We start from the raw sequence: 19727 nt of genomic DNA, 5'->3' as shown, positions 1-19727 counted from the left end.
AAAGGGGCAACTTTAATGGCAGATACAACAAAAGCAAGTATGCTTGGATTAGGCGGCGAGTATAAATACGGTTTTAAAGATGATATTCAACCGATTTTAACAACAGGTGAGGGCCTATCCGAAGATACCGTTCGGCAAATTTCTGCAGCTAAAAACGAACCGGATTGGATGCTTGATTTCCGCTTAAAAGCTTTTGCATGCTATCGAAAAATGGCAATGCCGGATTTTGGGCCAGATCTATCAGCGATTGATTTGGAACATATCAACTATTTCCGTCGTGACAGCCAGCATGTTGCCCGAAAGTGGGAAGATGTTCCTAGTGAAATTAAAAACACATTCGATCGTTTAGGGGTACCGGAAGCAGAAAGAAAATATTTAGCCGGTTCATCAGCACAGTATGAATCAGAAGTTGTTTATCATAATATGCGTGAAGACTTTGAAAAACAAGGAATTGTTTTCATGGATACTGATTCAGCCGTTCAGGAATATCCTGAATTAGTTCGTCAGTATTTTGGAAAGCTGATTCCACCATCAGATAACAAATTTGCAGCACTTAATTCAGCTGTTTGGTCCGGGGGAACATTTATTTATGTTCCCAAAGGAGTACAAACTAAGGTACCAATTCAAAGTTATTTTAGGATCAATGCTGGTAACAGTGGTCAATTTGAACGAACTTTGATTATTGTAGATGAGGGCGGCAGTGTTAATTACGTTGAGGGATGTACTGCACCCAATTATTCAGAAGATAGTTTGCACGCCGCGGTAGTTGAAGTTAACGTTTTAAAGGATGCTTACTGTCGATATACGACGATTCAGAACTGGTCGAATAATGTTTACAGTTTGGAAACTAAAAGGGCTCAGGCGCTGGAAAATGGTACAATGGAATGGGTTGATGGCAACTTGGGCTCCAAAGTTACAATGAAGTATCCAAGTGTCTATCTAAATGGTCAAGGAGCGCATGGAACAATGCTTTCAATTGCGTTTGCTGGCAAGAATATTGATTCGGATACTGGTGCACGGATGATTCATAATGCTAAAAATACGTCTAGTTCAATTGTTTCTAAATCACTTTGCAAGGATGGCGGCAAGGCAGATTATCGCGGAAAAGTTCGTTTTGGACCGAAGAGCGACGGATCTAAGTCACATGTTGAATGTGATACAATTATTCTAGATGAGCAAAGTTCAAGTGATACCATTCCGGTGAACCAAGTTAAAAATGGTGATGTTTCAATGGAACATGAGGCTAAAGTTTCAAAGATTTCGGAAGAACAGTTGTACTATCTAATGAGTCGTGGAATTCCGGAAGATAAAGCTACCGAAATGATTATTATGGGATTTGTTGAACCATTTACTAAAGAATTACCAATGGAATATGCGGTTGAATTGAATCGACTGATTGAATTTCAGATGGAGGGTTCTGTTGGTTAAAGCTGATTGGATAGCTGTAAGTGCTGATATAAAGGCGTTTATGGCTATTTATTTTGCCAAAAATCAAAATTTGACGACAAATTTGACGACAAACTTATGATTTCTGCTATTTTTCCATGAAGTCTGCAAACTTTTCAGCAGTATCGTGCTTAGCCTTTTTAGTAACGTGAGTATAAATGTCTAGAGTAGTTTTCGAATTAGAATGGCCAAGTCTATCCTGAACTTGTTTAATTGTTGCACCGGCTTCAAATAAAAGCGAAGCGTGTGTATGCCTGAAACCATGAATAGTGATTTTCCTTTGCTTCGGATAGTGCTTATAGATCCAGCGTAGCCAGTCGTTAGCGCGAGAAGGGGCCAGCAATTTATTTGTTTTATCTTGAGTGAAGACATACTGATCATTGTTAAGTGTGTTGATGCCGATTTTTATGAAGCGATGTTGCTGATCAGAACGCCACGCTTGCAATATTTTAGATGTTTTCAAATCTATATCCAATGTTGAGACTGATGTTTTTGTCTTTGGTTTGGGTAATATGATTTTTCTCATTGGATTAGAGTCGATCAATTCAAGAGTGATTGCATAATCAATAATTTGCGCAGCTAAATTTTTTATTCTTCGATAGCTTTCATAACGTGCATGCCAATAATTGACACATTTTTGGCAAAATGTAACATTTATTTTGATGTTTTTAAATTTAGGTTCAATGTAATTTTGGTAAACAAGTAATGTATCGGTAACTGTTGAACGCTTTACCGTGTTTTTATAAGATTCAAACCATAAATTAAAGAGTTCTTGAAAAGTTTTAATACCATGGCTGTTCTTGTTGAGTTTTCCTTGATCAAATTTAATTTGTAATTCACTTGCGGAGTTTTTAGCTTCGGCTCTTGTTTTGAATCCCTGTCTTTTGGTCTCATATTTTTTACCAGTTACAGGATCATATCCAAGAAAAATACGAAAACCATAAAGGGTTTCGCCCTTTTTGTTCTTATAGCTGTTAATTTTCATTTGAAATTCCTCCAGTGTGTTCAAGCCGAAAAGTACGCAAAACTATCTAATACTCCAATTATTTTAAAAGGTAACCATACGTTTTTGTGTATTTTTAGTCTAAAATATGCACGTATGTTCGATTTAACTGTTAAATAAAAGCCCCGAAGTGGGGCGTATGTTAGTTGCTGTTTCTTTGAGCCATAATTCTGTTTTGACCGGTCATTATATGTATTCTCCACCAAAGGCGGAGAATACATATAAATAAGTGCTTAATTTATTGTTTTTTTGGCTTTCTTATTTTTAATAAGATGCCAAACAAAGAAAACAACACCTATAATGAAAGCAAGCCAACTCCAGGTTTTAAGACCTGAATACATGCCAACCTTAGAAAAACCGATAATCCAAGCGATTAAAAGAAGAACAAGATTAGCGACATCACCGCCAAGACCTTTTTTAGATTTTGTAGCTAGATAAATAATTCCAGCAGCCAAATAAAGAATAGCGACGAAAAGGGCTGCTGAACTACTGATATGATGGCCATTTACTATGGCAATTCCAACACCAACAATCGCTGATTCAAAGACTATAAAAACAGACAAAATAATCATTAGAATTCCCACAACTAATTTAGTTGTTTTCATACTAAATCCCCCTCGAAAAAACTATTATATTCCAAGCTTTTAATGTCATCAGGATTTGGACAAACTCAAAGTTGAGTGGACATTACAAGTTAAGTAGCTGCTTTTTCTTGGCTTCAAATTACTCTTTGGTGATCGTGCCATCATCAAGTAGCTTCTTATATTTAGCTATTTCATCGGTTGGATCAAGAAGGGGGTGTTTCTGCTTTGCTACTTTTGAGTTTTTCCATTGTTGCACAGCAACTTGGTAAACCGTTTCCCCATTTTGAACAACTTCTTTTTTAATTGCTCAGAGTATGACTGCATTAGGATCTTTTAAAGCCTTGAGCTTCGTTCCCAAGATTCCAACAGTTTGATTTGTAGCTAATTCCATGTTAGTTATAAATTGAATATAGCCATTTGCCCAAACAGTAGGTTTTTTTACTCAATAACTTTAATATCTTTAAAATAAATTGTTTTATCGCCTTTGATGCCTTGTCCAAAAAAACCAGTAATGGATTTGCGAGAAATAACAACACGGTCGCTAAAAACATAGACTATTCCGCAGGTGCCTTTAACTTTTGCTAATACCTCATCATCATTACTTATCATTTCATTTCCACCAGTAATAATTATTTCTTTTCTAATAAAAGTTTAGCCTTATTCAAACGATTTTTAAACTGCTGTTTGCTACGGAATGACCAATTCATTTTTTCTTTATTTAAGGCTTTTTCGATTATATTAATTTCGCTTTGATAATCTTTCAATTTTCGATAATTGATTGCTAGGCGCCAATAAAGTTCTTCATCATCGTCAAATGGTGTTTTCAAAAGGGGCAAAAGTACCTCATTTGATTTTTTAGGATTCCCTTTTTTAGAAATGTTCTCACCATTTAGCCATATTGGGGTTAGCTTCTCTCGCAGTTCTTCTTCTTTTTGAAATTTTTCATTTCTTTTTGCAATATCATCAAGTCCAACGCTGCGAAGAAGCTCATTTTGCTGTTTGCAATCATTTTTTGTCAAATGCTGTTTAGGGCTTATTTCACTTTCCAGATTTTCTATTTGGGGCGCTAATCTGTCATTTAGCCATGTAATGTTTTCGCTCTTGAAGCCACCTTTAAGTTGATTTATCAGCAAAAGCGATTCTTCATAGTATTTTAGTTTTGTTTTAGGGAGCTTTGCTCTAGTTACTTTTTTATCAAGCTTTTTTACAACGTTCAACATGAATCCATTCTCATATCCATGGTTGGAAGCTTCGTCTACAATTTCTTGCACTTCTTCGGCGTCACTGTCTTGAATTTTATTTGAAATTTTCATCCATTTAACAGCTTCAGTTCCTTCTTTTATGAGAAAAGACCTTCGCTCAAGAAAAGTTTGAGGATTAGATGTGCTGCCAATTAAGTCTAATGACTCACTCACGTGTTTGATATGCTGAGGAAGCATGAAATCAGCTTCTTGTTGAAGCTTTAATTGCCTTTTAGCTTCAATTTTTTCTTCTTTTTTCCTTTTAAAATAGTCAAAAATACCCAAACTTATTCCCCCAATTAGATGTTCAATTCCTCTCCGCCTTGAAACAAAATCATTTTACCAAGTATTCTGAAATCTTGCTTTCCAGTTTTAGGAAATATTATTGGCTGGTATGCTGGATCATAAGAATCCAGAGAAAAAGTTACAGCAAGTGAAGTTTCCTGTATCTTTTAATTGCAGCATCCTGTCCATCTATCAAAACCGCTACTACATCGCCGTTTTCGATACACGCATCTTTGGCAAAAACAGCAATGCTGTTTGGCGGAATTACTCTGCTCATTGAATCTCCATTAATTTTCAATGCGAACAAATTCTTCTTGCCGTACTTTTGTCCAGACTTATTTTTTGTGCTCGCAGTTTGACCAGTGCTTTTTCCTTAATCTAAAGCTTCATATGCAAGCTTAATTTCTTCCTTAACTTCTTCCAAATTATTGTTCTTGTAATCGATTGGGTCAATTTGATCATCATCTGGGAAAAATACCCAACTGTCGTCAATCAGTTTTAACGTACCTTCTAAATTCTCATTTCTTAAAACTCTGATTTCAGTTTTCTCAGCATCAACCTCTGCAAATTTTATTTTCATTTTGATTTCCTCCTCTCTATCTTACAAGTATATGATAGCGCAAACATAAAGATACGTCGGCAAAAATGTACTAATTTTTTATTTTTTTGTGTCATATACGCGCACTTTCATGCAAACTAAAGTTCTACTTGTAGTTTGCTTGCAAAATATAGTGTATAAAAATAGCCACTTAAGTTGCGAGAGTGAACTTGGGGTTTAGCTTTTTAGTAACATGAGTATAAACATCTAAGCCTGATTTAAACCTATTAGAAAAATAGCCAGCTTATTATTAGGGTTTCGATTCTTAAAAAGTTAGTAAAGTTATTGCATTCTTTTTAAAAGTAAACTAAAATATCAGTTGCAATATATATTGCATAGACAATTAGCTTTGCCATTTTGGTGAAGCTTTTTTATTTTTATTGGGTAATTTATTAAATTTAAGTATTGAAAATCTTTAGAAATTTTTAAAATTAGTATAAAATTCACTATTTCTTCTAAAATTAACAACAATTTTTCCTTTTTTTATTGTTATTCTGTAATTTAATCAATTATCGAATAATAAGGGTGTGTGGTTATTGAAAATCAGCAAAGTTGTCACCGGAATTGTTTTATTAGGTGTGGTTTTGACTGGCAGTTTTTTTTATTCGAACAATAGCCACCAAAAAACAGCTAAAAAAGATTTCAAATTACTGAGTACTTCGCAAATTAAGAAGAATATTGGCAGCAGGTTGGTTGACACACGCCAAAAGAACCAGGGAAAATTAACTAAGAAATATCGAACGACAGTTAAAGCTAATAAATTTACTTTGGATGAACCTTATGTCAAATTAAATCCATATCAGACTTCACCATTAAGTGCATTAATAATTTTCAAAACAAAATCTGCTGCCAAAGTGTCTTATACCATCGAAGGGAAGACGGCAAATACTTCAATTTCTAATCAAGTGAATGGAAAGTATTCCAAGGAACATCAAGTACCATTAGTAGGTCTGTATGCTGAATATAATAATCGAATTACACTTAAAGCAACCTATCGAAACGGAATTACTGACATTAAACATTTGACAATTAAGACTGGTCAGCTGCCTGAGTATGTAAGTAAAGCTAAAGTAGTAGTTTCCAAAAAAGATACTGATCAGATGGAATTGGGGAAAAACAAGTTGACTGTATTTAATCGGACGACAAAAGAACCGTTTGCGGTCGATAGCAATGGAGAGGTTCGCTGGTATTCAACACTTTATTCCCAACACATGCTAAAAAAGTGGACAAAAGGTCATTTAATGATGCTGACTAAGTCAAATCAGTCAGATGAAACTTATAATGATTTAATTGAAACTGATTTACTTGGTCGGATTTATAAAGAGTTTAAATTCTCTGCCAAAACCGGCTCGACTGATGCGATTAAATCAGAAGTTCAGTATACAACATTAATTCATCATGATTTAACGCGTCTGCCGAATGGAAATATTTTAGCGACCGTTTCAGACGGAAGTAAATATTATAAAGAAGATACTTTGGCTGAAATTTCTTATAAGACCGGAAAAGTAGTTAAGGTAATTGACTTTAAACGAATTTTGCCGAAATCAATGTGGAAATCGTTTGCGCGTGGCGATGATGGAAAAATGGACTGGTTTCATCAAAACTCAGTTGATTATGATAAAAAGGACCACAGTATTTTAATATCCAGCCGTAATCAAGATCTAATTATGAAATTAGATTATCGGACAAATAAAATTAAGTGGATTTATAGTGGAAAGAAACGCCAAAGTTGGCCGCCGAAGTATCGTAAATATTTGTTGAAAAGAGCTAAGAAAACCACTATTACTGGCGGACAACATGGCTTGTATCTGTTAAACCAAGAAAAAGGAATTGAAAATATTATTTTATATAATAATAATATTTCTGTAACTAATGGCAATCAGAAAACATCGGGTAAATATTCTGAAGGGATTATTTATAAAATTAATGATAAGCAAAAGACAATTACCCAAAGTTGGTCGTATGGTAAAAATTTAGGCAAGCAGAACTACACTGCCGTAATCGGTTTTGCTCAAAAATTGGAAAATGGCAATGTTTTATTGGATTTCGGATATAAAAATGGTGGCAAGGAAAGTAATATTATCGAGGTTAACTCAAAAGGTCAGCAAGTATGGAATGCAACCGTAAAAAATGCATCAATTAAAGCCTACGTTTATCGAGCTTATCGGTTGGATTTTTATTCGCCAAATTATTCTTTCAATGTTAATCAGTAAAATAATAAAAAAACTGCAGTCGTAATTGCAAGAATGATTACAACTGCAGTTTTTTAATGGCTGCGAAACTAACTATGCTGAAAGATATTTAACTGCTGTACCATAGGCAGCAACTGATTGCATATCTTGACCAATCGAACCTGAATCAAAGCGCATCATTACTACCGCATCAGCGCCTATTTTAGCAGCATTTCGTCGTAAGCGTTCAACAGCAACTTGTCGTGATTCTTCCAACATTTTGGTATAGTCTTTGATTTCACCACCGACAATGTTTTTTAAACCAGCGCCAATATTGCGGAAGACATTTTTAGACTGAGTAGTAATCCCAAAAACTTCACCTAAGACTTCATATTTTTTGCCGGGGATATTTTCAGTTGTGACAATTAACACACTTTTCATTTTGTTCACTCCCTTAGTTGATACAGTTGTAGCTCTACTAAAAAAATTCTTAATCAGCTAAATACTTTTAATTTTTACGGCTATTAACGTTTTTTCATTCTTAAATTCTTACATAATATAGCATAACATGCATGTTATAATATGCCTAGAAATTAGGCAAAATGACTTATATAGCAAGGGGAGGCTATGTAAAATCCGCTATTAAATACAATTAATATTTATTGAAGTCGAAGTTTACTTAAGTAGAAAGAAGTAATTAATGTGAAAAAGCTAATTAGATTAACTGTTTTGGCAGGGGCTATCATTTCTCTGGGTGTTTGCTCACAGCAAGTCACAGCAACAACGACTGGAAAAAGCGATTTAACACAGCAAGAAAATAGTCTGATTAAAACATCAAGTTCATTAAAAGAAAAGTTGCATGTTAAGCAATATCAAGCTTCATCTTTGAAAAAAGCTTGGAATTCACAAACAACAGTTGCCCACAGCTCGAATTCAAGCCAAGCGGCCAGTTCAGCAGTTAACAGTAGCTCGGCAACTGCGACAACAACAACTGAAAGTTCCAGTTCAACTGCCAAAGTAACAGTTGGTCAAGGCAAAATTATTGGTAATCGCGATTCGCATATTTATCATGTTCCTGGCCAAGCTGGGTATAAAATGAATGCAGCTAATGCGGTTTATTTTGCTACTGAGGCACAAGCGCAAGCTGCTGGTTATCGAAAGGCATTGAGATAATGAAAAAAATAATCCAAATAATTACCACAATCTGGGTAGCATTTTTGATTTTTAGTTGTCCTGTAGTAACTAAAAGTTCAGCCTCAACAGTTGAACAGCAAAAAGTTACCAAATTAAAGCGACAGATAAAGAAAACTAAACAGCAAATTACTGTTCAAAATCGGCGAATTAAACATTGGCGGCATAAACTAGCAACACTGAATACGGTAAATTCTAACGACCAAACAGCAACTACAAGCAGCTCGCTTCAGCAACTAGCTGCTTTGAATTATACTGGTAAAAATGAAATTACCGTAAATAACAATAATCCTAATTTTTCTGCCGCTGATCTAAGTACAGCCAAAGGTGCTTGGCAAACCTACAGTAATTTAGATCAATTAAATCGAGCCGGTAGTGCTAATGCATTGTTGAATAAGTCGTTGATGCCAACTGCCAAACGAACTGAATTAACTTGGGATCCAACGGGTTGGCATAATAAAAAACTTAGTTCTGGCTGGTTATATAATCGAAGTCATTTGCTTGGCTATCAACTGACTGGACAAAACAATAATCCTAAGAATTTGATTACTGGAACACGTGAGTTAAATGCTCCCGAAATGCTGGCCCACGAAGATGATATTGCCTATTATTTGAAACAGCATCCCGCTGGCTATGTTCGTTATCGAGTAACACCGGTTTTTCGGGGAAATGAATTATTAGCGCGCGGGGTTCAAATGGAAGCACAGTCGATTGGCAGTAATGCAATTCATTTTAATGTCTATATTTTCAATGTTCAAAATGGGGTAACTTTAAATTATCAAGATGGGACTAGTCAGATTAATTAGAAAGGAGATAGTTTTAATGCCATTTTTTTCACAGCAATTGGAGTTGCGACAAGGGGATATCACTAAGTTGGCTTGTGATGTGATTGTGAATGCAGCTAATTCTTCTTTAATGGGTGGAGGCGGAGTTGATGGTGCGATTCATCAAGCAGCCGGTCCACAATTAGCAGTTGCTTGTCGTCAACTACACGGCTGCCGAACTGGCGAAGCCAAAATCACCCCTGGTTTTGATTTGCCAGCCAAATACATTATTCACACGGTTGGTCCGCGTTATCGTGATAATAAAAAAACAGCCGCGCAGCTGCTAGCGGCTTGTTATCGTAATAGTCTGGATTTGGCTGCACAATATCAAGCTCGTCAAATTGCTTTTCCTGCAATTGCAACGGGAATTTATGGATATCCGTTGGCTGAAGCAATTCCAATCGCAGTTTTAACAATTCAAAAATGGCTTAATCAGCATAAAAACAAGCAATTACAAGTTATTTTTTGCTGCTATGATCATTTAACTTATCAAAATTACCAAACGTATTTAGAAAAGTTTGTGAAGTAGTTTAATTAACTAATAATTTAATTCCTTTATAAAGGTTATAAATAAAGATAACCAAGCTAGTTAATAAAATTAAGCCTAAAATAATAATCATGCCAGCTCCAAAATATTGCAGATGGCTGGTGAATAAACCACCGATGCCTAAGAAAATAATTGCTGCGATCCATAGTAGTAAAGGAATTAAGTGCAGCCAAAGTGCAACGGCAGCATGGTGGCGGATGAATGGTTCATCTCGACAAACGATCCAGATAATCAGAGGAAAAATAAATGGGGCAAATAAAATCGACAAATAAGCAAGAGCACTTAATATTTGCTTTTTAGACATAGGATAACTCCTTTTCAATTTTTATTGATTTTACCTTTTTAATGTAATTAACGCAATCTTTAAATTTAATTGATAAGGAATTGTTGCTAAGATATCGATGTTTAAAGTACAATTAAATTAGACCGTAGAACGGAGATGGCAAAACATGTTAATCGATTTTTTGAATGATTATTATCAGGCAGACCTTAAAAAAATTCACGATGTTGCAGGAAATCAACATTTAGTTGGCAACAGTAAAGTTTTTCATGGAGCTTTATTTGTTAAGATTTTTAAAGAAAAAGATATGTTTTATGCGGAACAGCATGTTAATCAGGTATATGCACCAGATGTTTATTTAGATAGTGTTATATTTGAAGATAATTATGTCGTTACTTTGCGCAATCGGCACTTAAAAGAGTTTGATAGTGCAGAAATTAATGAACGATCAGCGTTTGAGTTTGGGAAACTGCTGGGAGATTTTCACAAGCGATTAGCTGAGAAAGTGTCGGTTGTTGATGATACTTCACCGTTATCATCACAATTAAAAAAGCAGGTTGAACGTCTGAAAGGAACAGTTTATGCTCAATCAGCAGCTGATAGTTTAGCTTTATTGGCGGCTGATCTTGAAGCAGCTGATAATGAATTTGAGCAACTGCCTAAAGTAGTTTTACATGGAGATTTCAGTATACGTAATATTATGCATTACCATGATCGATTGATTCTGATTGATTTTGAACGCTCGCATATGGGAGTCAGTTACCAAGATTTTATCAAATTCTTTTATAATGAAATCAAGGCACCACGGCTCCGGCAGAAATTTCTTGATGGTTATGAAACAGAACACGATTTTGAAATACCAAGTCATGCTTTGCAGCGGTGTTTATTATTGCAATGCGCACTGGATATTTGTGAGTATCATCTGACTCATCCTAAAAAGAAATATGGTACAATGGCGCAACAGATGCTGGGAACTATTAAAAATAACGATGCAGTTTTGACTTTATAGTTAGAAACTAGCTGAATAAGATTAATTCAAAAAATCGATTGTTTATCAAAAGCAAAGAGCGAGAAACGTTGATCTTTGAATAACTGGCAAGATATGTAAAACCTAACTAGTGCGCTTGTTGAATTAAGGACAGTCAAATTAAATTTTAGGACACTATTGATAGTAAGAGCAATTTTTTATTAGTTTTTCAATTAATTATTTCACTGATTTAGATATTAAGAGAGTTTCGACTTAATTATAATTTAAAATAAAACAGGATTACGGCAAAATAAATATTTTGTCATAACCCTGTTTTTATTTGCTAGTTAAGTTTATTTGGTTATTTCAGCCTTAATCGGCAATTGCATTTTTGTTAAATAATTGAAAAGTGCCCCATCTCGCAAACCACAATTTGAGAATAAAATTTTAGGAACATGTAAAACGCGTAATAGTAGCGTTAACGGAATTAATCCACCGACAATTACATCAGCCCGTTCTTTAGCCAATCCTGGAATGTCACCACGACCAATTCGATCCAGACTGGTTAATTCAGCAAAAATATCGACTGCTTGAGCAGCTTTTAGTTGATAGCCATGAAGACTTGGAAGTTCTGTTTTAAATTGTTGGCGCCGAGCAATTTTGGCTAATGTTCGATTGCTGCCCCCTAAGACAACTAAGTTTGATTTGTGAGCCTCTAGAATCCAATCAATATCGGTCAGTAATTGTTCGATTTCTGTCATTGCATAGAATAAATTAGCTGGTTTGATTTGATCGTTTAAACCAAATTTTTGCGAGATAGTTACCGAGCCAAAGGGCAGGCTAATTAAGTTTTTGATTTTTTGATTCTTAACATAAATTAATTCAGTGCTGGCACCACCAGTATCCATGATCAAACATTTTTTCCCGATCTTTAAAGTTTGGCTGACACCTAGATAATCTAAATATGCCTCATAATCGCCTGAGATAACAGTAAAATCCAAACCAATTTTATCTTTTACTTCTTTTAAAAACTGAGCTTGATTTTTTGCTTGCCTAACAGCGGCGGTTGCTAGAGCTGTTAATTGCAAATTTGGCAGCTGACTATAAATCTTTTTAAATTCATTAAGAGCCTTAAGCGTTCGTTTGATTGGTTCCGGTTGAAGAATTTTTTCCGTTCCCATATTTTCTGAAAGTCGTACCATTTCCTTAAGTTGATGAGTAACAGTATAACTGCCATCGGGATTGATTTGTGAAATTTTCATGCGGATCGAATTTGATCCCAGATCGATTATGGCAAAATTTAGCATATGTTCTATTCCTCCTGTGAATCATTTGTGGGTTTTAGGGAGCTTTCATGATGCATCATTGGCTGAAAAGCAACTGCCTGCTGTTTGACTTGCCGCCGATGTTCTAGTAATAAGTGATTTTTTTTCATGGCTTCAGCAACAAAAAATTCTTGAACGTTGAGCGGAGTTAATCCGCGGCGATCAATTGGTTCAAAACGATCGCCATGCAGGACACGGGTTTTGACATTATCTTGCCACATTAAATTAAAAATTGAAATAATTTTGTTTTTGATATTGTCCTGTAAAGCAGGGAAAAGTAATTCTACCCGGCGATCAAGGTTGCGCGTCATCATATCGGCACTGGCTAGATAAACATCTTGACTGCCTTGGTTGTAGAAGTAATAAATCCGACTGTGTTCCAAAAAACGACCAACAATTGAATGAACTTCAATATTTTTACTAATTCCCGGGATATCGGTCTTTAAGCAGCAAATGCCGCGAACGATCAGCTTGATTTTAACACCATTTGCTGATGCTTCGTATAATTTGGCAATTATTTGCTGATCAGATAAGGAATTCATTTTCATCCGAATTTCAGCTGCTTGACCGTTTTTGGCATGATCAATTTCATCATCAATTTTGCGATTAATGAACTCACGAATCTTATTGGGAGAAATGTGAAGTTTGTGAAAATATGGTGGCTTAGCGTAACCGGACAGCATATTAAAGATATTAGAAGCATCAATTCCCATATCCAAATTAGTAGTTAAAATTCCCATATCAGTATAAAAATTAGCTGTTACATCGTTATAATTGCCGGTTCCAAGATGCATATAGCGGCGAATGCCATCTTCATCGCGGCGAATAACGAGGGCCATCTTACAATGGGTTTTCAAACCGACTAAACCGTAAATAACGTGACAGCCCATTTTTTCCAATTGTTTAGCCCACCGGACATTGTTTTCTTCATCGAATCGGGCTTTGACTTCTACCAAGACGGTAACTTGTTTGCCATGTTGAGCAGCTAAGCCCAAGTACTTGATAATTGGTGAATTACCAGAAACGCGGTATAAAGTCATTTTGATGGCTAAAACGTTAGCATCCAGAGCAGCTTGTTCAATAAAACGAACGACCGAGCTGAAAGAATCATAGGGATGCTGCATTAAAAAATCTTGTTGCCGGATAGCCGCAAAAATATTAGCCCCCTCACTCAGTTTGGGTTCGATAAATGGACGGAACGGTTGGTAGCGAAGATCGTCATGACCGGTAACTTTACCAGAAAGCTTTTTTAAGAAAGTTAAATCGATTGGCCCGTTAATTCGATAAACGGCACTTTTGTCGACCTTTAATGTTTGAATCAATCGCTTGCTGAGCTGTTTGCTCATATCACTTTCAATTTCAAGCCGCATCACATTGCCATGTTCTCTTTTTTTCAATTGTTTTTGGACTTCACGCAGCAAATCTGAAGTATCTTCTTCGGCGACATCGAGATCCATATCACGAATTACACGATAAGTAGCAGCTTCACTGACCTGATAGCCAGTAAATAAGCTGTCTAAGAATTCTTTGATAATTTCCTCAATTAAAACAAAAGTATTAGTTGCGTGCGGTAATTTGATTAAGCGACCAAAAATTTCAGGAATCCGGACAGTTGCAAATTGCTTATTTTTTTCGTTATTTGTTTCTTGAATTCTAATAGCCAAGTTAAGTGAATTATTGCTAATAAAAGGGAAAGGTCGTGACGAATCATCTGCTAAAGGAGTTAAAACTGGGTAAAGATCATCGTTAAAATATCTTTGCAAAAAACGATATTGAGCTTCATCAGCTTGCCGAGGAGTAATAATTTTAATATCGTTTTTTTCTAGTTGCGGCAGCAGCGAGCGGTTATAAGTATTATAGCGCTTAATCACCATTTCTTGTTCTAAAGCGTTGATAGCATCGATCTGCTGTTTAGGAGTCATCCCGGAAGCATCGGTCGTTTTGATGCCGACCGAATACATTTTATTGAGCGAAGCAACCCGTACCATAAAGAATTCATCAACATTGCTTTGAGTAATTCCCAAAAAGTTAACTCGTTCTAACAATGGATTTTCCGGATCGCGTGCTTCTTCAAGGACGCGTCCATTAAAATCAAGCCAGCTGAGTTCCCGGTTTTTAAAATAAGCATGTTTATTAAAATTTGATTTCATTGTAGTCTCCTCCGTTGTTTCAAGATCGGCTGAATGCCGAAGACTTCCGTGAAAAGTGCTGCTTTATTTTTAAATGACCATTTTTCTAAAGCAATATTTTGGGTTGCATAAGCATAAATAATCAATTGGTCAGTTTGCAGCGATACTGAAATTTTTTGAATTTTTTCTTCACGTGAATCATCAAGCGCGTCGGCCAAACGCAATATGGCTGCTAATTTGGCGACTTTCATTTGAACAGCGGGTTCCAACCGTTGAAAATGCGGTTCATCTGCTTCAGGAGCTTCACTGCTATGATAACGTGAAATTTCGGCGATCAATTGATTTTCTTCATCAGACAGCCCAATTAATTTGTTAGCTTCTAAAATATAGGCAGAATGACGATAATGTCCGTGCTGACTAATGTAATTTCCAATATCATCAACCGTCGCGGTAATTTGCAATAAAAGTCGTTCACGTTTTCCCAGATGATGCAATCTCTTTAATTGATCAAATAAATGCAGTGCCAGACTAGTAACCACTTGTCGATGCGAATGGCTGGTTAAATAACGGTTGGCCATGTTTTCTGCCGAAGTCAAAATGATATTGCTGAGATCTTGTTTAATCAAATGCATTTTTTGAGCTTGTTCAATTGCTAAACCGTCGGAAACTGTAATATTGCTTAAAACAAGCTGCTTAACATTAAGCAAACGAACAATTTTTTCAATTAAAATAAAATTGGGAATCAAACGCTCGACAATATGTTCATCAATATCAAAATAACTGATTAGAAATTGTTCAGAAGAATGGATAACCATTTTGAATAGCTTATTAAAATGATCCAGCGATAAAAGTGCGGTATCTTGACCAGCCGAAATTAATTTTTGATTTAAAGCACGAGCATCTTGTAAAATCAGATGAGGTGCTACCTGACCACTGGGTGTCAAAATATGCCGCAAATTTTCCAACTTGCTGCCAATATAATCATCAACAACTTCAACCGGAGCACTAGGGCTAAGATCAATGATATCGGAAAGATCATCTAAATGTTCAGATCCAAGATCGATATCCCAAGTTGAAACAAACTTATGGTGCTGAAATCTTGATAAGGAAACCCGTTCAGATCCCAAACTTAGTAAAAAGGTTTGTTCTGAGGTGATTTCTTTAAAATTATCCAGATGGTTAATGATCCCGATAGCTTTGTAATAGGTAAGCTGACTGATATTCAACCAGTGAACGCGAATTCCCGTCCGCACAAAAATCTGTTCATCCAGATAGCGCGCACTGACATCATCCAAAGCTTGCTGGTTTCCCCACAAACGATAATTTTTAACGCCATAATCTTTTAATAATTGTTGGAAACCTTTTAGTTTATTAGCGACTAATTCAATATTTTTGGGATAATGTTCATCAGTGACTTGAAAATATATGGCTGTTGAACTTTCGATTAGTTTTAGAGTTTTCAGATCAATGATCGATAATTTAATTTGCCGCGGAGTAAGATAAATTACTCCAAAGAGTTTATTTGCCATATTTTCACCTCAATCTTGAATTTTCTATTTTAATTTTAACATGCTAAAAGGTATTGGCGGCAAATAAACTGAAAAAATGAAATTAAAGTTTTTTTAACTGACAAACAACTGTAAAACATGATATGATGCAATCAGGCAAAATTACTATAATTTAGCTGCATTAAGCAATTTATTATAGTATAATAAAACAAACCGTATAATAAGATATTTTCGATAGGAATGAGCGATACAATGGGAAAAAAGAAATTACACATTGCTTTATTTTTTGGCGGTAACTCTTCGGAGCATGACGTTTCTAAAAGATCAGCACGCAATGTTTATGATGGTCTTGATAAAAACAAGTATGAGGTTTCAGTCTTCATGTTTGCGAAAAATGGTTATCTGTTAGGAAACAAAGACTCGATGCGCATCTTCAATGGTGAGGATGAGGACCAAGTTTTGGCGGAAATTATGCCGAAAGTGGATTTCTCAAATCCGTTGGCAAATATTCAGAATATTTCTGAAGTAAAGGATATTGATGTCTTTTACCCAGTGATCCATGGAAATATGGGCGAAGATGGGACAGTCCAAGGATTGTTCCGATTACTCAATAAGCCGTGGATCGGCAGTGGGGTAGCTTCATCTGGAGTTTCTTTTGATAAGGATTTGACGAAACAATTGTTAACTCTTCACGGAGTTCGTAACACGAAATATGTTGTAGTGACACCTGAAAACCGGGCTGATTTTTCATATGAAAAATGCAGTCAAAAATTAGGTCAAGTACTATTCATTAAACCGGCACGTCAAGGATCATCAGTCGGAATTTATAAAGTAAAAAATGCTGCTGAATTTGAGCGGGCATTGGATGATGCCTTTAATTATGATTATAAAGTCATGGTTGAAGAAGCAATCCAGAATCCACGAGAAGTTGAATGTTCAGTCTTGGGAAATCGGCAACCAAAAGCTTCCAAACTTGGAGCAATTGAAATTCCAACCGGTGATGAATTTTACGATTATAACAACAAATTTGTTGACGCGTCTGGAGTCGTTTTTGATTTGCCAGTTGACTTGCCTAAAGACTTGGCTGCAGAAATTACCCAAATGTCACTGGATGCTTTTCGTATCTTGGATAATCGCGGATTAGCGCGGATGGACTTTTTAGTTGATGAAAATAATGTGCCATATTTTGGTGAAGTAAATACTTTACCAGGCTTTACTAATATTTCACTTTATCCGCAGTTGTGGAAAGTTTCTGGTATTAATTATAGTGATTTGTTGGATCAATTAATTCAATTAGCAATAGACGAGTTTAATGATAATGCTAAATTGCATTATGATTTTGTTGAATTAGGTCAAGAAAAATTACCAGATTCTTTGCAGAAAGATTAGTGAGCAGCAACTTTGAGTTAAGCACCTTAGTTTTATAAAAGTTAAGCGAAACTGGACAAAATTTTTATTTTGTGGCAGTTTCGTTTTTTATATCGAAAAATATAAATTGATAATTGAAAAAATTAATAGATGCTGACATGAACTGATAAATCGCAGGCCTAGCAGGTTTATTGACAAGCTTTTTTGTATTTATTAATCAAACTTTATTGACATGATGCATAAATTCAATTATAGTTTGATTGTAAATTAATAATCAATGTTGAAACAGATAGTAAATCGGTGGAGTTATTTAGAGAGTCATGTTAGCTGAAAAGTGACTAATGAAACTGATTGAATCCGCTGCGGAGTTCTTCTGATGAATCTAAGTCAGAACGGGTTATCGTTAACTAAAAGAGTGCTGTAGTCCGGACTACAGTTAACTTGGGTGGTACCATGTTTGCAAATGACATCCCATAGCTTGCATTAGCAGGTTATGGGATTTTTATTTTTTTAAGGAGTGGAAAATTAATGTTAAATCCAAAATATGTTCGAGAACATCAAGATTTGGTTCGAGAGAAGTTAGCTAATCGTGGAGTAAAAGGTGAAGAAGTTGACCAATATATTGATTTGGATCAAAAAAGAAGAACCCAAATTAAACAAGTTGAAGATTTAAAAAATCAAAAAAATCAAATAACTGATCAAATTCGCCAAAAAACAACTACCAACGAGCAACGACAGAAATTGATTACGGAAGTTAAGGGATTAAATCAGCAAATCAAAAAATTAGAAAAGATTGTAGCTGAATTGGAAGAAAAATTCCGTTACATAGCCATCCGCTTGCCTAACTTGCCAGATGATAGTATTCCAGTTGGTCCAAATGAAGATAGTAACGTTGAAATCAGAAAATGGGGGACGATTCCGACCTTTGATTTTGAGCCCCAAGCTCACTGGGATTTAGGCGATGATCTGCAGATGCTGGATTTTGATCGAGCTGCCAAAATTTCAGGTGCCCGGTTTGTTTTTTATAAAAATGCAGGTGCTCGTTTAGAGCGGGCCGTATATAACTTTATGCTGGATTTGCATACTAAAGAACAGGGATATCAAGAAGTTCTACCGCCTTATTTAGTAACTGGCAATACCATGTTTGGTACAGGACAATTTCCTAAGTTCAAAGAAGATGTTTACACCGTTGAAGCGACTGGTATGACATTGATTCCGACAGCGGAAGTTCCACTGACTAATTACTATTCTCAAGAAATTTTAGATGAAAAGCAGTTACCAGTCTATCTGACAGCTTTAACACCTTGTTTCCGTTCAGAAGCAGGGAGTGCCGGTCGAGATACCCGCGGTTTAATTCGGATGCATCAATTCAACAAAGTTGAGATGGTAAAATATGTTAAGCCAGAAAATTCATATCAAGAGTTGGAGAAACTGACACTTGATGCTCAGGAAGTTTTGAAACGTTTAGGTCTGGCTCATCACGTAATTGTCCTTTCAACGGGAGATACTGGTTTTTCATCGGCTAAGACTTATGATGTTGAAGTTTGGATGCCTTATCAGCATACGTATCGGGAAATAAGTTCATGTTCAAATTGCTTGGATTTCCAAGCACGGCGAGCAATGATCCGTTATCGCAAAGCCGATGGAACAGTAGCTTATGTTCATACCTTGAATGGATCAGGTTTGGCAGTTGGCCGAACAGTTGCTGCTATTATGGAAAATTATCAACAAGCTGATGGTTCAATTAAGATTCCTGAAGCTTTGGTTCCATATATGGATGGTGTTAAAGTAATTACTCGTAATGATCAATTAGCGGCTGCGACAAAAGCTCATCATTTGAAGTAAGGTTGCTTTTATTAATTTTCAGAGCGTTACTATTAAACCTATTATATCAACGTTTACAACTGTTTTTTCGGTGCCAGTTGGTGACAATCCTAAACCTGACAGCGAATCTAATAGTTTTAAAATATCGATATCTTTCTGGTGCTCTTTTTCTGTTATTAATTCAAATAGTACGTTATTTCAGTTATCGCTTAAAAAATAGTGATCCCCAAAGGTTAGACTTTTCGTCTAACTTTGGTTCTTCTGCAAGTGGTACTGATAAATAAATTATTTAATTTGTAATTGAAATTGGCATACCTTGCATGTTTAAGCTATCCATTCTTCAGAATGGATAGCTTTTTTAATTATTGTCTTTAGACCTAGTTGAGCTCGCGTGCGTGCGAAACAAAAAACCACCTGCTTTGCGGGTGGAAAAACA

17 protein-coding genes, 2 pseudogenes and 1 other annotated feature are annotated in these 19727 nt (G+C 35.7%); of the genes and pseudogenes, 8 read left to right on the top strand and 11 right to left on the bottom strand.

Annotation, left to right across the window (positions count from 1 at the left end; translation table 11 throughout):
* The first annotated feature begins 15 nt into the window (after nucleotides 1–15).
* On the top strand, nucleotides 16–1428 hold the full coding sequence (gene sufB, locus FC89_RS10585; RefSeq protein WP_057872513.1) for a Fe-S cluster assembly protein SufB: 1413 nt from the start codon (nucleotides 16–18) through the stop codon (nucleotides 1426–1428).
* A 106-nt stretch (nucleotides 1429–1534) separates the two neighbouring features.
* Here the strand turns inward: sufB and FC89_RS10580 are convergent, their stop codons facing one another.
* From FC89_RS10580 to FC89_RS10565, 6 genes and pseudogenes are all read right to left on the bottom strand, one after another.
* The gene (locus FC89_RS10580) at nucleotides 1535–2431 is read right to left on the bottom strand and encodes a tyrosine-type recombinase/integrase (RefSeq protein ID WP_057872512.1); all 897 of its coding nucleotides are present in this window, start codon (nucleotides 2429–2431) and stop codon (nucleotides 1535–1537) included.
* A gap of 251 nt (nucleotides 2432–2682) precedes the next feature.
* Nucleotides 2683–3054, bottom strand: a complete 372-nt coding sequence (locus FC89_RS10575) for a hypothetical protein (RefSeq protein WP_057872511.1) — start codon at nucleotides 3052–3054, stop codon at nucleotides 2683–2685.
* Nucleotides 3055–3471: 417 nt separating this feature from the next.
* The gene (locus tag FC89_RS12620; protein ID WP_157060717.1) at nucleotides 3472–3642 is read right to left on the bottom strand and encodes a hypothetical protein; all 171 of its coding nucleotides are present in this window, start codon (nucleotides 3640–3642) and stop codon (nucleotides 3472–3474) included.
* A gap of 20 nt (nucleotides 3643–3662) precedes the next feature.
* Nucleotides 3663–4559 (bottom strand): hypothetical protein, encoded by an 897-nt coding sequence (locus tag FC89_RS10570; protein ID WP_057872510.1) that lies wholly within the window; start codon nucleotides 4557–4559, stop codon nucleotides 3663–3665.
* Nucleotides 4560–4698: 139 nt separating this feature from the next.
* Nucleotides 4699–4869, bottom strand: a pseudogene (locus tag FC89_RS12445) (S24 family peptidase); the annotation flags it as partial.
* A gap of 63 nt (nucleotides 4870–4932) precedes the next feature.
* Nucleotides 4933–5139, bottom strand: coding sequence for a hypothetical protein (locus tag FC89_RS10565; protein ID WP_057872509.1), 207 nt, complete (start codon nucleotides 5137–5139; stop codon nucleotides 4933–4935).
* Nucleotides 5140–5684: 545 nt separating this feature from the next.
* Between FC89_RS10565 and FC89_RS10560 the strand changes: the two genes are divergently transcribed.
* Nucleotides 5685–7370 carry an aryl-sulfate sulfotransferase gene (locus FC89_RS10560; RefSeq protein ID WP_057872508.1) on the top strand — a complete coding sequence of 562 codons (1686 nt, stop codon included), beginning with the start codon at nucleotides 5685–5687 and terminating at the stop codon, nucleotides 7368–7370.
* A gap of 72 nt (nucleotides 7371–7442) precedes the next feature.
* Here FC89_RS10560 and FC89_RS10555 read toward each other — a convergent pair whose 3' ends face one another.
* Nucleotides 7443–7769 carry a heavy metal-binding domain-containing protein gene (locus FC89_RS10555; protein ID WP_057872507.1) on the bottom strand — a complete coding sequence of 109 codons (327 nt, stop codon included), beginning with the start codon at nucleotides 7767–7769 and terminating at the stop codon, nucleotides 7443–7445.
* A 579-nt stretch (nucleotides 7770–8348) separates the two neighbouring features.
* Here FC89_RS10555 and FC89_RS13045 point away from each other — a divergent pair.
* The 3 genes and pseudogenes from FC89_RS13045 to FC89_RS10540 form a co-directional block, all read left to right on the top strand.
* Nucleotides 8349–8501, top strand: a pseudogene (locus FC89_RS13045) (sunset domain-containing protein); the annotation flags it as partial.
* Nucleotides 8501–9325 carry a DNA/RNA non-specific endonuclease gene (locus FC89_RS10545; protein WP_057872505.1) on the top strand — a complete coding sequence of 275 codons (825 nt, stop codon included), beginning with the start codon at nucleotides 8501–8503 and terminating at the stop codon, nucleotides 9323–9325. The pseudogene FC89_RS13045 and the gene FC89_RS10545, both read left to right, overlap by 1 nt.
* A 16-nt stretch (nucleotides 9326–9341) precedes the next feature.
* Nucleotides 9342–9872: an O-acetyl-ADP-ribose deacetylase gene (locus tag FC89_RS10540; RefSeq protein ID WP_057872504.1), complete on the top strand. Its 531-nt coding sequence runs from the start codon at nucleotides 9342–9344 to the stop codon at nucleotides 9870–9872.
* Between the two features lies 1 nt (nucleotide 9873).
* Here FC89_RS10540 and FC89_RS10535 read toward each other — a convergent pair whose 3' ends face one another.
* Complete coding sequence (locus FC89_RS10535) at nucleotides 9874–10194, bottom strand: magnetosome magnetite crystal formation protein family (protein ID WP_057872503.1); 321 nt, start codon at nucleotides 10192–10194, stop codon at nucleotides 9874–9876.
* A gap of 145 nt (nucleotides 10195–10339) precedes the next feature.
* On the opposite strand from FC89_RS10535, the gene FC89_RS10530 reads away from it, so the two are divergent.
* On the top strand, nucleotides 10340–11179 hold the full coding sequence (locus FC89_RS10530) for a phosphotransferase (RefSeq protein ID WP_057872502.1): 840 nt from the start codon (nucleotides 10340–10342) through the stop codon (nucleotides 11177–11179).
* 311 nt (nucleotides 11180–11490) lie between these two features.
* Here the strand turns inward: FC89_RS10530 and FC89_RS10525 are convergent, their stop codons facing one another.
* Genes FC89_RS10525 through FC89_RS10515 form a run of 3 tightly spaced genes read right to left on the bottom strand, consistent with a single transcriptional unit; the run spans nucleotide 11491 to nucleotide 16120 of the window.
* Nucleotides 11491–12444 (bottom strand): Ppx/GppA family phosphatase, encoded by a 954-nt coding sequence (locus FC89_RS10525; protein WP_057872501.1) that lies wholly within the window; start codon nucleotides 12442–12444, stop codon nucleotides 11491–11493.
* 5 nt (nucleotides 12445–12449) lie between these two features.
* Nucleotides 12450–14612 (bottom strand): RNA degradosome polyphosphate kinase, encoded by a 2163-nt coding sequence (locus FC89_RS10520; RefSeq protein ID WP_057872500.1) that lies wholly within the window; start codon nucleotides 14610–14612, stop codon nucleotides 12450–12452.
* Complete coding sequence (locus FC89_RS10515; protein ID WP_057872499.1) at nucleotides 14609–16120, bottom strand: hypothetical protein; 1512 nt, start codon at nucleotides 16118–16120, stop codon at nucleotides 14609–14611. Before FC89_RS10515 ends, FC89_RS10520 begins: the two co-directional genes overlap by 4 nt.
* Before the next feature lie 231 nt (nucleotides 16121–16351).
* On the opposite strand from FC89_RS10515, the gene FC89_RS10510 reads away from it, so the two are divergent.
* On the top strand, nucleotides 16352–17488 hold the full coding sequence (locus FC89_RS10510) for a D-alanine--D-alanine ligase family protein (protein ID WP_057872498.1): 1137 nt from the start codon (nucleotides 16352–16354) through the stop codon (nucleotides 17486–17488).
* A 250-nt stretch (nucleotides 17489–17738) separates the two neighbouring features.
* Nucleotides 17739–17944, top strand: a binding site (T-box leader).
* A 51-nt stretch (nucleotides 17945–17995) separates the two neighbouring features.
* Nucleotides 17996–19312, top strand: a complete 1317-nt coding sequence (serS, locus tag FC89_RS10505; RefSeq protein ID WP_057872497.1) for a serine--tRNA ligase — start codon at nucleotides 17996–17998, stop codon at nucleotides 19310–19312.
* The last annotated feature ends 415 nt before the right edge of the window (nucleotides 19313–19727 follow it).

This window comes from Liquorilactobacillus ghanensis DSM 18630 (genome assembly GCF_001435235.1).
In the GTDB taxonomy this organism is placed as follows: Bacteria; Bacillota; Bacilli; order Lactobacillales; family Lactobacillaceae; genus Liquorilactobacillus; species Liquorilactobacillus ghanensis.
This window is presented reverse-complemented; position numbering and strand designations above follow the sequence as displayed.

Excerpts from the sequence above, each read along its gene's own strand:
- sufB (WP_057872513.1), top strand. The coding sequence starts at position 16 with ATGGCAGATACAACAAAAGCAAGTATGCTTGGATTAGGCGGCGAGTAT.
- FC89_RS10580 (WP_057872512.1), bottom strand. The coding sequence starts at position 2,431 with ATGAAAATTAACAGCTATAAGAACAAAAAGGGCGAAACCCTTTATGGT.
- FC89_RS10575 (WP_057872511.1), bottom strand. The coding sequence starts at position 3,054 with ATGAAAACAACTAAATTAGTTGTGGGAATTCTAATGATTATTTTGTCT.
- FC89_RS12620 (WP_157060717.1), bottom strand. The coding sequence starts at position 3,642 with ATGATAAGTAATGATGATGAGGTATTAGCAAAAGTTAAAGGCACCTGC.
- FC89_RS10565 (WP_057872509.1), bottom strand. The coding sequence starts at position 5,139 with ATGAAAATAAAATTTGCAGAGGTTGATGCTGAGAAAACTGAAATCAGA.
- FC89_RS10555 (WP_057872507.1), bottom strand. The coding sequence starts at position 7,769 with ATGAAAAGTGTGTTAATTGTCACAACTGAAAATATCCCCGGCAAAAAA.
- FC89_RS10545 (WP_057872505.1), top strand. The coding sequence starts at position 8,501 with ATGAAAAAAATAATCCAAATAATTACCACAATCTGGGTAGCATTTTTG.
- FC89_RS10540 (WP_057872504.1), top strand. The coding sequence starts at position 9,342 with ATGCCATTTTTTTCACAGCAATTGGAGTTGCGACAAGGGGATATCACT.
- FC89_RS10535 (WP_057872503.1), bottom strand. The coding sequence starts at position 10,194 with ATGTCTAAAAAGCAAATATTAAGTGCTCTTGCTTATTTGTCGATTTTA.
- FC89_RS10530 (WP_057872502.1), top strand. The coding sequence starts at position 10,340 with ATGTTAATCGATTTTTTGAATGATTATTATCAGGCAGACCTTAAAAAA.
- FC89_RS10525 (WP_057872501.1), bottom strand. The coding sequence starts at position 12,444 with ATGCTAAATTTTGCCATAATCGATCTGGGATCAAATTCGATCCGCATG.
- FC89_RS10520 (WP_057872500.1), bottom strand. The coding sequence starts at position 14,612 with ATGAAATCAAATTTTAATAAACATGCTTATTTTAAAAACCGGGAACTC.
- FC89_RS10515 (WP_057872499.1), bottom strand. The coding sequence starts at position 16,120 with ATGGCAAATAAACTCTTTGGAGTAATTTATCTTACTCCGCGGCAAATT.
- FC89_RS10510 (WP_057872498.1), top strand. The coding sequence starts at position 16,352 with ATGGGAAAAAAGAAATTACACATTGCTTTATTTTTTGGCGGTAACTCT.
- serS (WP_057872497.1), top strand. The coding sequence starts at position 17,996 with ATGTTAAATCCAAAATATGTTCGAGAACATCAAGATTTGGTTCGAGAG.